14 protein-coding genes are annotated in these 14,048 nt (G+C 67.3%); 4 read left to right on the forward strand and 10 right to left on the reverse strand.

From position 1 onward, the window contains the following. Position 1 precedes the first annotated feature (1 nt). From ACIA8C_RS24135 to ACIA8C_RS24150, 4 genes are read right to left on the reverse strand one after another with little or no spacing between them, the layout of a single operon-like run. The gene (locus tag ACIA8C_RS24135) at positions 2 to 826 is read right to left on the reverse strand and encodes a glycosyltransferase family 2 protein (RefSeq protein WP_397138310.1); all 825 of its coding nucleotides are present in this window, start codon (positions 824 to 826) and stop codon (positions 2 to 4) included. Next, positions 823 to 1,830, reverse strand: coding sequence for a glycosyltransferase (locus ACIA8C_RS24140; protein WP_397138312.1), 1,008 nt, complete (start codon positions 1,828 to 1,830; stop codon positions 823 to 825). The genes ACIA8C_RS24135 and ACIA8C_RS24140 overlap by 4 nt, the downstream gene beginning before the upstream one ends. Continuing rightward, entirely contained in the window at positions 1,827 to 2,939 is a 1,113-nt protein-coding gene (locus tag ACIA8C_RS24145) for a glycosyltransferase (RefSeq protein WP_397138314.1), read from the reverse strand. Before ACIA8C_RS24145 ends, ACIA8C_RS24140 begins: the two co-directional genes overlap by 4 nt. Then, the gene (locus tag ACIA8C_RS24150; RefSeq protein ID WP_397138316.1) at positions 2,936 to 4,030 is read right to left on the reverse strand and encodes a glycosyltransferase family 1 protein; all 1,095 of its coding nucleotides are present in this window, start codon (positions 4,028 to 4,030) and stop codon (positions 2,936 to 2,938) included. The genes ACIA8C_RS24145 and ACIA8C_RS24150 overlap by 4 nt, the downstream gene beginning before the upstream one ends. A 373-nt stretch (positions 4,031 to 4,403) precedes the next feature. Here ACIA8C_RS24150 and ACIA8C_RS24155 point away from each other — a divergent pair, with 373 nt between their 5' ends. Together ACIA8C_RS24155 and ACIA8C_RS24160 are read left to right on the forward strand one after the other, a co-directional pair. Continuing rightward, complete coding sequence (locus ACIA8C_RS24155; RefSeq protein WP_397138318.1) at positions 4,404 to 5,243, forward strand: glucose 1-dehydrogenase; 840 nt, start codon at positions 4,404 to 4,406, stop codon at positions 5,241 to 5,243. 43 nt (positions 5,244 to 5,286) lie between these two features. Beyond that, positions 5,287 to 5,898, forward strand: coding sequence for a flavodoxin family protein (locus tag ACIA8C_RS24160; protein ID WP_397138320.1), 612 nt, complete (start codon positions 5,287 to 5,289; stop codon positions 5,896 to 5,898). A 65-nt stretch (positions 5,899 to 5,963) separates the two neighbouring features. Here ACIA8C_RS24160 and ACIA8C_RS24165 read toward each other — a convergent pair whose 3' ends face one another. The 5 genes from ACIA8C_RS24165 to ACIA8C_RS24185 all read right to left on the reverse strand — a co-directional run bounded on the left by ACIA8C_RS24165 (position 5,964) and on the right by ACIA8C_RS24185 (position 11,432). Further along, on the reverse strand, positions 5,964 to 7,268 hold the full coding sequence (locus ACIA8C_RS24165; RefSeq protein ID WP_397138322.1) for an APC family permease: 1,305 nt from the start codon (positions 7,266 to 7,268) through the stop codon (positions 5,964 to 5,966). Positions 7,269 to 7,317: 49 nt separating this feature from the next. Next, entirely contained in the window at positions 7,318 to 7,527 is a 210-nt protein-coding gene (locus tag ACIA8C_RS24170) for a CDGSH iron-sulfur domain-containing protein (protein ID WP_397138324.1), read from the reverse strand. Beyond that, positions 7,505 to 8,158, reverse strand: coding sequence for a HemK2/MTQ2 family protein methyltransferase (locus ACIA8C_RS24175; RefSeq protein WP_397138326.1), 654 nt, complete (start codon positions 8,156 to 8,158; stop codon positions 7,505 to 7,507). Before ACIA8C_RS24175 ends, ACIA8C_RS24170 begins: the two co-directional genes overlap by 23 nt. Positions 8,159 to 8,189: 31 nt before the next feature. Then, positions 8,190 to 9,191, reverse strand: coding sequence for an iron-containing redox enzyme family protein (locus ACIA8C_RS24180; protein ID WP_397138328.1), 1,002 nt, complete (start codon positions 9,189 to 9,191; stop codon positions 8,190 to 8,192). A 69-nt stretch (positions 9,192 to 9,260) separates the two neighbouring features. Next, positions 9,261 to 11,432, reverse strand: coding sequence for a catalase (locus ACIA8C_RS24185; protein ID WP_397138330.1), 2,172 nt, complete (start codon positions 11,430 to 11,432; stop codon positions 9,261 to 9,263). A gap of 359 nt (positions 11,433 to 11,791) precedes the next feature. Between ACIA8C_RS24185 and ACIA8C_RS24190 the strand changes: the two genes are divergently transcribed. Continuing rightward, the gene (locus ACIA8C_RS24190; protein WP_397138332.1) at positions 11,792 to 12,259 is read left to right on the forward strand and encodes an SRPBCC family protein; all 468 of its coding nucleotides are present in this window, start codon (positions 11,792 to 11,794) and stop codon (positions 12,257 to 12,259) included. Between the two features lie 206 nt (positions 12,260 to 12,465). Beyond that, entirely contained in the window at positions 12,466 to 12,855 is a 390-nt protein-coding gene (locus tag ACIA8C_RS24195; protein ID WP_397138334.1) for an ATP-binding protein, read from the forward strand. Positions 12,856 to 13,035: 180 nt separating this feature from the next. Here ACIA8C_RS24195 and ACIA8C_RS24200 read toward each other — a convergent pair whose 3' ends face one another. Then, the gene (locus ACIA8C_RS24200) at positions 13,036 to 13,998 is read right to left on the reverse strand and encodes a ferritin-like domain-containing protein (protein ID WP_397138336.1); all 963 of its coding nucleotides are present in this window, start codon (positions 13,996 to 13,998) and stop codon (positions 13,036 to 13,038) included. Between the last annotated feature and the right edge of the window lie 50 nt (positions 13,999 to 14,048).

Here is a 14,048-nt window from a genome sequence, read left to right on the forward strand (position 1 = left end):
GCTATCGCGGGGCGCGGACCAGGTCCCACCGCTGAGCCGTGTGGTCGTAGCTGATGTGCCCGGCCGCGGCGAAATCGTCGAGCCAGCCGCGCATCGGCCAGCGACCCCAGCGGCGATGGAATGTTGTTGCGTTGGTGAGGATGTCGGCGAGGTGCTCGATCGGCGGGTCGGAGACGGGGTGGTGCTGGTGATAGGCGTCCGCGCCGCCGACCCAGCGCAGGCGTGCGCCAACGGCGGCGGCCTTGTAGGCGAAGTCGGTGTCCTCGCCGCCGTAGCCGTGATATCGGGTGCAGAAGCCGCCGATGCGGCGCCAGGTGTCGGCGGTGACGGCGAACGACAGCGACCAGAAGAGGTCGAAATCGGTGCTGTCGGTGTGCGTTTCCGGCGGCGGATCCGGCCGCGCCGGGTGCGGGGCCCGCTGACGACGCAGCGTCGAAAGGTCGTAGCCGCCGGGCGGAGCGGGCGGCAGATAGGTCACCGGCCCGCACAGCAGTAGCGATTCGGCGGTCGCGGCGGCCTGGTAGCGGTCGATCAGGCAGGGGTCGGGGATGCAGTCGATGTCGAGGAAGACGAGGAGTTCGGCGCCGCCACCGATCGCGGTCCCGGCACCCAGGTTGCGGGCTTGCGCCAGCGGCAGTCGCGCTGGACGCGCGTCCATCCAGACGCCGTGCGCGGCGTGCCGCCGGGTGAGGTCGAGGACTTCGGGATCACCCATGGCGACCACGACGTGCTGATCCGGCGTCGTGGTAGTCCGGGCGAGGCCGCAAAATTGGTTGCGCAGGTGGTTGATTCGGCCCGACGCGAGGGTGATGACCGCGGTTTTCACGCGACCGGTACGGGTCGGGAACCGGCATAGGCCACCTGTTCGATGACGGCGGCCGCTCGGGCCGCGGCACCGTGCGTGCGCCACTCGCGCCAACGTCGCGCGTCCAGGTGCAGCGCGGATTCGATCAGCGCGGGCCACTCGTGCACCGCGGGCCACGCGTCGGCCGTGACCGCGAGGCCCGCGTCGGCGAGAGCTGTTGCGGTGGCGTGCTGTTCACCGAACGGCCGGTCCGCCGGAATGAGCACCGTAGGTTTGGCGGCGGCCGCGATATCGGCGACCGCACCCTGCCCCGCGTGCGCGATGACCACGTCGGCGGCGCAAAGGCGCGGCCAGAGATCGTCTATCCAGTCACCCAAGCCTGCTGTGCGCCAGCGATATCGCGGATGGCGGACGGCGCATTCGCGAACGTCGGCGGCGGTGAAGCGGCTCCCGCCCGCACCGGCGAGGACCAGCACGGTCGGCCGCGCCGGGTGCGCGCGCCGCGCGGTCGGTTGCCGCGCCGCGAACCGGCTGACGCCGCCGAGGTAATGGGTTTTGTCCGCGTAGGCCTGCAGCCAGGGCGGGTCGTAGAGCGCTCGTGGCCAAGCGGCCAGCAGCGCATCGGCGATGTCGTGCACCAGGTTGTGCGCGGCGTCGGTGCGGGTGCCGGGCAGGGCCATGGTGATCACGGGCACGCCGTGCAACCTGGCCAGCAGCGCGACTTCGACAGACACGTCGACCACGATGGCGGCGGGCCGTTCGGCGGCGATCCAGTCCGAGATGGTGGTCATCCGATCACGCAGTCCCGCATCACCTTTGGGAACCCAGTGCAGGCGGTCGGCGGCGGTGGGGTCCAGCACGTCGGCTGCCGCGTCGTCCGCTGGTAGCACGACGGTCCGAGCGAAGGTCGAGTCGTCGATCGGCAGGGACGTGAGGGCGGTGACGGGCGCCCCGAGTTCGGCGCAGATGGTGCGAGCCCGGATGTGATGGCCGGCGCCGTGGTGATGGATGTAGTAGCCGATCATGCTGCCCCCTCACGGGTGTCGCCGTACGCCGGGGTGGCGATGAGTTGGTAGTAGTGCTGCAGGTAGGTGTCGACCATGGCGGTGATGCCGCACGATGCTTCGGCTCGGTCGCGTGCGTCGGCGCGCGCGAGCGTCGCGGCCTGTGCCGCGCCCGCGGCCATGGCGTCGACGTCGCCGGGCGCGACGAGCCTGCCGCAGTCCGAATCCACTATCTCCGGAATGCCGCCGCGCTCGAACGCGACGACCGGGGTGCCGCAGGCGAGCGCCTCGGCGACGACCAGGCCGTACGGCTCATCCCACAGCGGGGTGACGAGCGCGGCCGCGCACGATCCGACCAGACGGGCGAGCGAGGCCTGGTCGAGATGGCCGTGATAGCAAGTGTTTTCATCGAGGCCGGGCTCGATGGTGTCGCGGAAATATCGAACATCGCTGATCGGGCCGGCCAGGTGCAGCCGCCGCCCGGCCCGGCGCGCCGCGGCGATCGCGAGGTGGGCACCCTTCTCCGGGGTCAGCCTGCCGAACCACACCAGGTCGGCGCCGCCGCGACCCATCGGCCACGCGCGCAGGTCGATCCCGTTGGGCACGACGCCGACGGACCGCACGACCTCGCGCCACGCTTGCGCGGTGTGCTTGCTGACGGCGACGAAAGCCGAGCCGAGCCCTTTGCTGACATCGAGTGCCGATTCCAGCCAGGGTGTCGGCGGCGTATGCAAGGTGGTCAGCATCGGGACGCCCAGCGTCGGGGCCATCGCGACCGGCAGATAGTGCAGGCTGTGATTGTGGATGACATCGAACGACGTCGGCCCGATCGCGCTGAGGTCGGTCATCACCGTCAGATAGGCGTGATGGTCGGCGAGAAACTGTCTCGGCGGCATCGATGAATCGGCGGCCGCGGCGGCACTCGGGCTGAACGCGCGCACGCGCAACGCCGAATCCGCGGCCGCGCCATCGCTGCCGTCGGCGGCGAACAGGGTCACCCGGTGACCGCGCGCCTGCAAGGCCCGGGCCAGGTGCCACACGTGCGCTTCGAGCCCTCCGGCGAAGGGTTGCTTGATCGGATGCCGGTTGGAGGCGAGCAGGGCGACGGATAGACCGCTGGCCGCCGTCATCGGGCCAGTGCCTGTTCATAGATCGCGCGGTGCGCGGCGGCCAACTCGGTACGCTCGGCCCGGCGTGCGGGCCAGTCGGCACGGTCGGCGCTGCCCTCGTACACCGCGCGCACCGCGCGCTCCAGCGAACGGGCGTCGAACTGTGCCTCGTCGAAATCGAAGACCGCACAAGGCCGTTGCTCGGCATAGCAGCCGCAGCTCGGCGCGATGACCGCGGTGCCGAGGTCGTAGCAGGCTTCCAGCCACCCCGAATGGGTGCCGAAACGGTACGGCAGCAAAGAGGCGCTCAGCGACGAAAGATACTGCCACAGTTGGTCATCGGTGAAGTATTCGTGGATCCGTACCTCGACTCCGGTGCGGCGGCCGACATCGACGAGGGCCGCGCCCGCGGCCGGGTCGTACCAGTGGTTGCCCGGCTCGAAGAGTTCGTCGTGCAGGTCGACGCGCAGCACCGCGCCGGGCAGCGTGGCGATGGTGTCGGCGAGCACGTCCAGGATCGGCAGCGGATCCATATTGGCGCGAAGGCTTTTCGCGTGCACGCCGAGCACGAAGGGCTGAGCGGGCCGGGGCAGCTCGATGAGTTCCTGCCGCACGACGTGCGGATGGCGCAGCACGTCCGGTCGCCGCCCCCATTGCCGCTCGATTTGCGCCGCCGCGGTAGGGGTGAGCGTGATGATCTCGTCGGCGGCCGGAATGAGCACGTCCAGCTGTTCGCGATGGCCGCGCGGATCGGGCTGGTGCGGGTTGCGGAGGTCGTGCGCGGTGTAGATCAGCGGCTTGCCGTGATCGCGCAATTCGCCGACGATGTCGGCGAGCACCTCGGTCTCGACCGAGTCGAAGCCGAAGTGCACGTGGAACACATCGAAGCCGCGGTGATTGCGGCGGATCCACTGTGGATCGAGCATGACCGGTGGCCACCAGCCGCCCGGAACGGTGCGGCCGTCGGCCGGTCGCGGGTCGGGGAGCCGCACCACGCCGTCGCCGCCGTCGACGGGCGACAGATGCCGGACGTATACGTGCGACGCGGGGACCGACGCGACCCGCAGTGTCGTAGTGCGCGCGTGCGGTCGCGCGCCGGCGACGGAGGTCATCCCGGCAACGATTCAGCGAGCACGACATCGGACTTACACGGAGCACCGGTGTCGATAGTGGGCCGCTTGTCTTCGAGGATCCGCATGGCTTCGCACCCCTTTCCGAACGATCGTGTGGCTCGTTTGCCGCGAGGTTGATCCAGGTGCGCCATCCCACCTGCCGGGATCGCCAAACTGTCCAACCGTTTGCTGTGCGGATGTGTTCGCGCTATGCCCGTGGCGGCTCGGCGGGAGCCAGCGGTTTGTTGTACCGACTCGACATGGGGACGGATAGCCAACAATGGGAAGTACAAACCCTGGCCTGGTTGGAGTGGCGATCACCGGGTAGGCGATGCGGGAGTAGAAGTTGTCTGCCGTCAGGAGGAGATCGACCATGGGTTTTCCCGAACAGCAACAGAAAGTTCCGGGCGTGCAGTCGCGGATGTCGCCCCCGCCGGATTGCGGCGAGACCAGTTACCGGGGTAGTGGGAAATTGACCGGTAAGGCAACGGTGATCACCGGGGCCGACAGCGGTATCGGCCGTGCGGTCGCCATCGCGTTCGCGCGTGAAGGCGCCGACGTATTGATTTCCTATCTCAATGAGGACGGGGATGCCAAGGAGGTCGCCGAGCTCGTGCAGCAAGCCGGTCGTAAAGCGGTGCTGGTCCCCGGCGATATCTCCGATCCCGGCCACTGCCGGGAGGTGGTGGCTCGGGCCGTCGCGGAATTCGGCCGCATCGATGTACTGGTCAGCAACGCCGCCTACCAAATGACGCACGAGACGCTCGAGGAGATCTCGGACGAAGAATTCGACTACACGTTCAAGGTCAACGTCGGCGCCTACTTCTATCTGGTGAAGGCGGCCTTGCCACACATGGCGTCCGGCGCATCGATCATCGGCAGCTCGTCGGTGAATTCGGACATGCCCTCGCCGACCTTGGCGCCGTACGCGGCCACCAAGGCGGCCATCGCCAACTTCTCGGCGAGTCTCGCTCAACTGTTGGGGGATAAGGGCATCCGAGTCAACAGCGTCGCACCCGGACCGATCTGGACGCCGCTGATTCCGTCGACGATGCCGGCGGAGAAGGTGAGCCAGTTCGGCGACGACACGCCCCTCGGGCGCGCGGGCCAGCCCGCCGAGCTCGCCCCGGCCTACGTACTGCTGGCCTCGGATGACGGCAGCTACATCTCGGGCGCGCGAATTGCCGTCACCGGTGGTCGCCCAATTCTCTGAGCAGCGTATTTCCCCGATCGCCCAAGTCAGGAGACCGAATACCATGACAAATCCGACCGCCCTCGCGTTGGTGTGCACGTTGCAGAAGTCGCCTGCGGAATCCAGTAGCGAACTCATTGCCCGGCACGCGCTGGACGCGCTGGCCGAGAGCGATATCAAGGGTGAGATCCTGCGCGTGGTGGACTACGACGTGCACCCCGGGGTCCGCGCCGACGAAGGTTCCGGCGACCAGTGGCCCGCGATCAGGGCACGCATTCTCGCCGCGGACATTCTGCTGGTCTCGACGCCGACGTGGGTGGGGCACATGTCTTCGGTCGCCCAGCGGGTGCTCGAACGGCTGGACGCTGAATTGTCCGAAACCGATGACGCGGGAAGGCCTTCCATGGTCGGCAAGGTCGGCATCGCCGCGGTGGTCGGTAACGAGGACGGAGCGCACAAGATCGTCGGCGACCTCTTCCAGGCCCTCAACGACATCGGATTCTCCGTTCCCGCCCAAGGATGCACTTACTGGAACGGGGAAGCCATGGGCGGCACCGACTATCGAGACCTCGACCCGGTGCCGGATCGGATCACCTCGGCGACAAAAGCCATGGCGCGCAACGCCGCTCATCTCGCACGGCTGCTGAGCGAGGGGGCTTACCCCGCCTACGAATAGTCACGATTCGCCGATGCCGCTGCGGCGTAAGGGGTTCGGGTCGATACCGCCGCCGGAGGCCTGACTCAACCGACTTCGACCGGGCTCTCCCGCCGCGCACGCGCTGCGTTCACGACCGCGAGCACGCCGCCCAAGGCGACCAAAATGAGTCCGCGCAGCCAGACTTCGCCTTCGATCCGGGTGAACAGGAAGAGACAGGAAGCCAAGCCGAGCCAGGGCACGACGGTCGGGATCCGGAAGTGGCCGGGTTCGCCCGCTTCGCGGCGCAGCACGAGCACGGCCGCGTTGACGGCGGTGAAGACGAATAGGAGCAACAGCACCAAGGTGGCGGCCAGCGAGTCGACTTGTCCGGTCAGCGCCAGGATCAGCGACAGGGTGGAGGTCGTGAGGATCGCCACCCATGGTGTTTGCCTGCGGGGCAGGATTCGGCTGAGGACCGGCGGCAGCAGGCCGTCGTTGGCCATGCCGTAGGCCAACCGCGAGGACATGATGCCGGTGAGCAGCGCACCGTTGGCCACGGCGACCAACGCGATCACGCTGAACAGCCATTCCGGTACTGCGCCGGCGACCCGGACGACCTCCAATAGCGGCCCGCTGGACCCGGTCAATTGCTCGGTGGGTACGCAGGCACTGGCGACCACACCGATCAGCACATACGCCGTTCCGGCGGTGAGCAGCGCGCCGAACAGTGCGATCGGATAGGACCGCCGTGGATTTTTGACCTCCTCGGCCAGGTTCACCGAGGTCTCGAAGCCGACGAACGAGTAGAACGCCAATACCGTGCCGGCCAGCACCGCCCCGACCGCGCCGTGCTCCGCGGTGCCCACCTGGGTGAGCCGATCCAGGTCGGCGTCGCCGCGCAGTATCACCCACGCGCCGAGGCCGATGATCAGGACCAAGCCACTGAGTTCCACCAGTGTGGCCGCCACGTTGGCGCCGAGGGACTCCTTGATGCCGCGGATGTTGAGCGCGGCGAGCAACACCAGGAAGACAACGATGACCACAAGGGTCGGCAACGAGACCAGCTCCTGCAGATAATCCCCGGCAAAGGCCCTGGTCAGCGCGCCTACCGAGACGATCCCCGCGGCGAGCATGCAGAAACCGATGAAGGAGCCCGCCGCGGGACCGAACGCGGTGGTGACGTAGTGCGCCGAGCCGCCCGCCCGCGGATATTTGGTGGCCAGCTCGGCATAAGAACCGGCGGTGAGCGTGGCCAGCCCGAGGGCGACGAGTAACGGCAGCCAGACCGCGCCACCCGATTCGCGGGCGATCGATCCGACCAGTACGTACACCCCGGCTCCGAGAATGTCCCCGAGAATGAAGAAATACAGCAGGGGAGTGGTCACCGCTCGCTTCAACCCGACAGTCATGCGGTGTCAATACCCAGAAGCTCTGCCTCGAAGCTGAAACGGCAGCGGATCATTCGGTGCCGCGCCTGCGTCGACGGTGGCTGGTATCGCAGAGTGGGTAGTTTTTCGAGCGTTTGCACAGGCACAAGGCGACCTGGAATCGGTCGCAGTTCATTCGGGTGCCGTCCGCGCGAATCACTTCGACCGGGCCTTCGATGAGCGCGGGCCCGTCGTCGGTGAATGTTATTCGCCGCCGGTCATTTTCGGGTCTTGTCGGCACGGATCACCACCAATTCCTCGTACTCCTGCCCGGTCTGGATCAGCCCCGACGCGAGCAGGTGGTTCGCGCACCGGCGCATCACCGGTCCGAAGGGGATGGTCGCGCGGGCGACCGCGGCGGCTTTCAGGCCGCCGTCGCGCAGTTGGGAAATGGTCAGGTCCGGGTCGGAGACGGTGGAGTGCACGATCAGCGCGGTGCCGTTCGCGGCGAGCAGCGTGGGCGTCAGGGCGCAGAGCCGGTCGAGAATCGACCTGCCGTCATGGCCGGCATGCCAGGCCCGGGTGCGTCCCCGCACCGGCTCTCGGTGGTGCGCGGGCACATAGGGCGGGTTGGCGAGCAATACGTCGAATCGGCGGTGGGACAGGGCCTTTTCGAAGTCACCGCAGAGTATTTCGGCTTTGATGCCGTGCAGGCGGCAGTTGAGCCAGGTGGCGGTGGCGGCCGCGCGCGAGATATCGACCGCGGTGACCGAGCTCGCCCCGGACAGCCCTGCGTGCACCGCAAGTGCGCCGGTGCCGGAACAGATATCCACTGCCCGGCCGCCGCGGGGGAGCGCCGCTTCGGCCAGCGCCTCCGCGAGCAGCCAGGTGTCCGACTGGGGTCGGTAAACGTTTGGGGTGCGGATCAACATCACTTGGCGGAAATGCCCTGATGTTCGAGGTCTAATCACGGTCGCCGAGAGATGTCAGCAGTGAGGTGCTGTCCGCGTGCCATCGGCCGAGCACATGATCAGCGAAACGGTCCTCGAGCAGGTTGGTCACCTGAATTCCGAAGACGACGGATGCCCGCAGGTCGGGTTCGCGAGCCAGCAGATCGTCGATCACGGCGCGCATCACCTGCTCGTGCACCGCGTCGGCTTCGACATGTTCGTGATAGAACAGCGCGCAGGCCGGGTCGGCGTCCCAGCGGCCCAGTGCCTGGGCCATCCGGGCGGCGCCGGGCGGGGAGGTGATCTCGACGGTGGCGAAGTGCCCGACCAGCGCGCCCCGCAGGGCGCGATGCAGGCCGAACAACGACATCATGTCGACCAGCGCGAGCATCGGCGCGGGCACGATATCGAGATAGTGCAGGTAGCCGGGATGCAGCCCGGCACCGGCCAGCAGGTCGGCGTAGAGCTGGGCATGCACGCGCTCGCCGCGCCCGCCGCCGAACTCGTCGAATTCCACCGCGACCAGCGATGCTTTGGCTTGACCACGCAACCGGGGAATCACCCACGCGTACGGATCGGCTTCTTTGTGATGGTAAATCGACCGATGCACGAAATACTCACGCAGCTGCCACAATTCGCCCTCGTCACGCAGGAACACACTGAGTCCGGTTTCCTCGGCCGGGACCGCGAGCAATTGCTCGAGCTCGGCGTGCAGGTCGGTTCCGCCCGCGACGTCGTCGTGCAACGCGCGCAGATAGTGCTGCTCCATGGCCGCACGCAACGCGAGCAATCCCGGATCCCACTCCCAGCCATCGTCGACCGCGTCGTAGCCGTGGTAATGCAGCTCATAGCAGGTGTGCAGAGCCAGCTGGAAGTCCTCGCCGTAGGGATCGAGGTCGGGCAATGGCGGCGGGGCGCTGCCGGGAGCTCGGGACAACACATCGATGACCCCTGCGGACAGCTCACCACGTGGTGCGGGCAAGGTACCGATCTCGGTGACGTGGGAGGTAGTCATAGCGTCGGCGTACCCCAGCGCGGGCGTTCGACGCGGTGAACTCCTGAGACCTTGCCCGCATCCACCGGATCAGTCGCCGTATTCGGCGGCCCTTGCCCACACTCGATGCTCCGGCAAAAGGGCGGACAGGGCATCGAAGGCGGTGGCGACGCTGTCGGCCGCTTCGACGCCGGCCGAGCCGTCCGTGATCCCGGCGGCGCGTACGGCGTCGGCACCGGCCGGGGTGTAGGCGATGCCCTTGAGGTGGCGGTGCGCTTCCTGCACGAGCAGGGCCAGCCGAGGGTCGCCGACGGTGCTCGCGATCATGAGCGCGTCGAATTCGACGGAGCGGGCGGTGTCGAGGGTTCGCGACACCACTACCTGCTGTTTGCCCTGCTCGAGTTCACCACCGTGCGGGGCGATGACCAACGGCGTCATCGACTGGCCTGCGATGGTGACGAGCGTGGCGGACAGGTCAGCGAGGTCGGTGCCGGAGTCGGCGAAAATGCCGATGATCCGGCCGTCGCTCGGCCACCTGCCACCGATCTGGGAGAGCGCGGGCGAGACGGCCACCTTGATCTTTTTGCCTGCCTTTCCCGGCAGTGGCAGGCCGAGCCCCGCCGCCACGGTCTGGGCAAGCTGCTCATCGATCTGGCGCAGCACGGTCACCGCTCGCTGCTTGATCGCCTTCTCGTAGCATTTGCCCAATTCGAAGGTGTAGGCCTTGGCGACGTGTGCTTGCTCGACCGGTGTCAGGCTGGCGTAGAACATCCGCGCCGAGCTGAAGTGGTCGTCGAAACTCTCGGGTGCTTCGCGAACCTTCCTTCCCGCGACCGCCTCTGGATATTCGATCAGCGCGGCGTCCTTGTTGCCTGCCAGGAACGGGCAGCCCCCGTCGAGACTGTTGGGGCGGTAGGGCGCGACGCCGGAATGCACTGCGGTCTGGTGCATTCCGTCGCGGAACATGTCATTGGTGCCGACGTGCGGCCGGTTGATCGGGAGCTGCGCGAAGTTGGGGCCGCCGAGGCGCGAGATCTGGGTGTCGAGATACGAGAACAGGCGACCTTGCAGCAGCGGGTCGTCGGTGTGGTCGATACCGCGCACGAGATGGCCCGGGTGAAATGCGACCTGTTCGGTCTGCGCGAAGTAGTTGGACGGGTTGGCGTTCAGCGTCATCGTGCCGATGACCTGCACCGGCGCCAGCTCTTCCGGCACGAGTTTGGTGGGGTCGAGCAGGTCGATTCCCTCGAAGGTCTGCTCCTCGTTGTCGGGAAACACCTGCACGCCCAGATCCCATTGCGGAAAGGCGCCGGATTCGATGGCGTCGGCGAGATCGCGGCGGTGCATGTCCGGATCGACGCCCGCGGTGATCTGGGCCTCTTCCCACAGCAAGGAGTGCACCCCGAGTTTCGGCTTCCAATGGAACTTCACCAGGACGGCCTTGCCCTTGGCGTTGATCAGGCGGAAGGTGTGGACCCCGAAGCCCTCCATCATGCGATACGAGCGCGGGATCCCACGGTCGGACATGTTCCACAGGGTGTGCGCGGTGGCCTCGGTATGCAGCGTGACGAAATCCCAGAACGTGTCGTGGGCGCTCTGTGCCTGCGGGATCTCGCGGTCCGGATGCGGTTTCGCCGCATGGATGATGTCGGGGAACTTGATGCCGTCCTGGATGAAGAACACCGGGATGTTGTTGCCGACCAGGTCGAAAACACCCTCGTCGGTGTAGAACTTGGTCGCGAAGCCGCGGGTGTCGCGTACCGTGTCGGCCGAACCGCGGGACCCGAGCACCGTGGAGAAGCGCACGAAAACGGGTGTCTCCTTGCCGTTTTCGAATAGCGAGGCGCAACAGATCTTCGCCGCGGCACCGTTGGCGGTGAACACTCCGTGCGCCGCCGCGCCCCTGGCGTGCACGACCCGCTCGGGGATGCGCTCGTGATCGAAGTGGGTGATCTTCTCGCGCAGATGGTGATCTTGCAGCAGCACTGGCCCGCGTGGGCCCGCCTTCAACGAATGATCGGTGTCGGTCAGTCGCGCACCCTGCGCTGTGGTCAGGAAGGCGCCTTGCTGCCCCATCGCCTCGACCGGCGCGTCGACCGGCGCGCCGGTGGGGGTGCTCGGCCGGGGAGCGGCCTGGTCGGGTTTCGGCGGCAACGGCTCGCGGGGCTTGGTCGGCTCGGCGACCGGCGCCGCCTCGACGGCAGGTACGCCGGGGGCAAGGGGTTGCGGTGCGGCCTTCGACGGGCGGGTGGATCCGGGCATGTGCTGACACCTCCTGTGATGAATGGGCACAAAGGTTCTCATTGGCGGTCGCGAACGCGCACCGAACTCGGCGTATCCGGTTCCGCCTGCCGGACCGGCTATGCCCTTCCACGTGGAAAACAAACAGCTGCGCGCCTGTCCAACGACTCTCGGGACTTGCATCGTTTTCTCATCGTTTTGTCGCGGCATCGGCGGGTATGCACGTGACGTCCACGGCCGCAACACCGCACAACTCGGGCCGCAGTGGTCCAAGACCCCGGCCACGCGCCCGCAGCGGCGGCGAGCAGATTCAGCGCCGCCGCACGAATGATCAGCTGGATCGTTCACCGGCCGACAATCCGATGCATGGGAGTTGCCTGATGAGCACCATTACCGAATCCGTCGATGTGAAAGCCACCGTCTCCACGGTCTACAACCAGTGGACCCAGTTCGAGTCGTTCCCCCGATTCATGCAGGGGGTCGAGGAGATCCGCCAGATCGATGACACCCACACCCACTGGAAGATCAATATCGCCGGCGTGCAGAAGGAATTCGACGCGACGATCACCGAACAGAACCCCGACGAACGGGTCGCCTGGGCGTCGGACACCGGTCCTACGCACGCCGGGGTGATCACCTTTCACCGGCTCGACAACGACACCACCCGGGTAACCGCCCAGCTGGATATCGATCCGGACGGTTTCGTGGAGAACGTCGCGGACAAGCTCGGCATCCTCGATCACCGGGTGAAGGGTGATATGCAGCGATTCAAGACGTTTATCGAGAATCGCGACGGTCAGGAGACCGGTGCGTGGCGCGGCGAGGTAGACCGCCCCGCCCAGAACTGATTCCCGTGGTTCGGCCCGTCCTCGGCGGGCCGAACCGCCCCACATCACAAAGGTTTCGCGATGGTCCCCGAGTTCGGGCGGACGCTGTCGCCCGGTATCGAGCGAATTGACAGCTCACCGTTTTTCCCAGGCGGGCAAGGGTATTCCGCCAGTAAGCGGATGTGTCTGCGGCAAGGCGGTATTCGGCGAGCGAACGGAGGGTGACGGTGAACGCTGTTACAGGAAGTCCGGCGCACGTGGACAAGCTGGAGTTCGACCTCGAGACAGTGGGTTTGCGGGAGGTCCGGGCGGCGGCGCGGCGCCTGCTGGCGGGTTGTCCCGGCGTGCTGGTCGAGGACGCGGTGCAGGTGTGTGACGAATTGGCCTGCAACGCACTGCGGCACGCTCGCCCCGCGGGCGCCTGCCGGTTGCTGATGACCGGCACCGCCCGGTTCCGGGTGGAAGTCGACGACGCCTCGCCCGTGCGGCCGCAGGTCCGCAGGCCCGATCACACGGGTGGTCGCGGGCTGCTCCTGGTCGAGCGGTTGGCCGCGTGCTGGGGTGTCGACTATCACGGCGATGGCAAGACCATGTGGGCCGAACTCGGGGACTGTTGAGTCGCTTGGTTATTCGGCTCGTTCGTCGGGAGTCGCTTCGTGTGCGGGCTTAACGTTGCTCCGCCGCACGGAACAGGTCCGCGGCGTCGGCCACGGCGAAGTCGTGCAACAAATGATGCAGTAGCGATGCGCACGAGGTGCGGCGTTCGGCGCGCGGACCGCGCGCCGAACGCCTTTCGATCAATTGAGTCCGGTCACTTCCTGGGCGATCGCCGCGAGCCTGGTCTGGGCGGCCGAGACGACGCCATGCCGGTTCTTGTTCCCTTCCTCATAGGCGAGGATCGCGCGCACCTCGCCGGGATCGGTCAACTCCTTGATCTCGGCCACCGCCGAAGCGACGTTCAGCTCGTCGTAGTCGTCGATCGGCAACTCCCTCGACTCGAGGACGCCGGTGGCGCTTCGGAAGGAATGCAAGGCGTCGGCGGCGCTGCCTGCCCCTTCGCGGCGGGTGACCTGCTCGGCGCGCTCGAGGGCCGCGTCGCGGGACTCGGTGAGCGTCTTGACGGCGACACCGCCGAGCTGGGCGCCCCGGTCGAGCAACTCGCCGAGCGCGGGCGGCGCGGCGCGGAACACGTCGAATGCGCGATCCAGGCCACGCGCGGTCCAGGACACCGGGATGGTGGCGAGCTTGACCACCGTCCCGGTCGCCGTCTGAAATGGCGTGTGGCGCAAGGCCGCCGGGCCGCCGAGCGCCTCCTCGGCCAGTACGGTGGTCAGCCAGGCCACGGTCGCCGAGTGCGCGGTGATCAACCGCTCGGCCAGGTCCACCACCTCGGGGCGCTGGGCGGTAGTCGCCAGTGCCTTGATGTAGCGGGCCCGATCGAGCAGCTGATGCTCGAGCGTGAGATCGCCGAGCAGGGCTTCATCGAAGGGCTGGGCCTGCTCACCCACCGCCTTGACCGCGGCGGCGGCCCGCCCGAGGAGCGGGCCGACCAGCGCGGGAACGGCGCCGAGCTCGCGGACAGCCGACTCGATGGCCTCGGCCCTTGCGCGGGCGTTGTCCGCGTTTTCGGACAGCTCGCGACGCACGGCCTCGGTCCTGGCCTGAGCGATTCGAGTCTCGGCGATCTGGATCTCGGTGTTGGTCAGATCGCGAACGGCACGCAATTGCGCCAGCAATGTAGCGGTTTCGGGTGTACTCATGGGGATCTCATCCTTGAATCGACACATTCGGATTGATCGGCGCAACAGTG

This window comes from Nocardia sp. NPDC051321, assembly GCF_044455225.1.
GTDB lineage: Bacteria > Actinomycetota > Actinomycetes > Mycobacteriales > Mycobacteriaceae > Nocardia.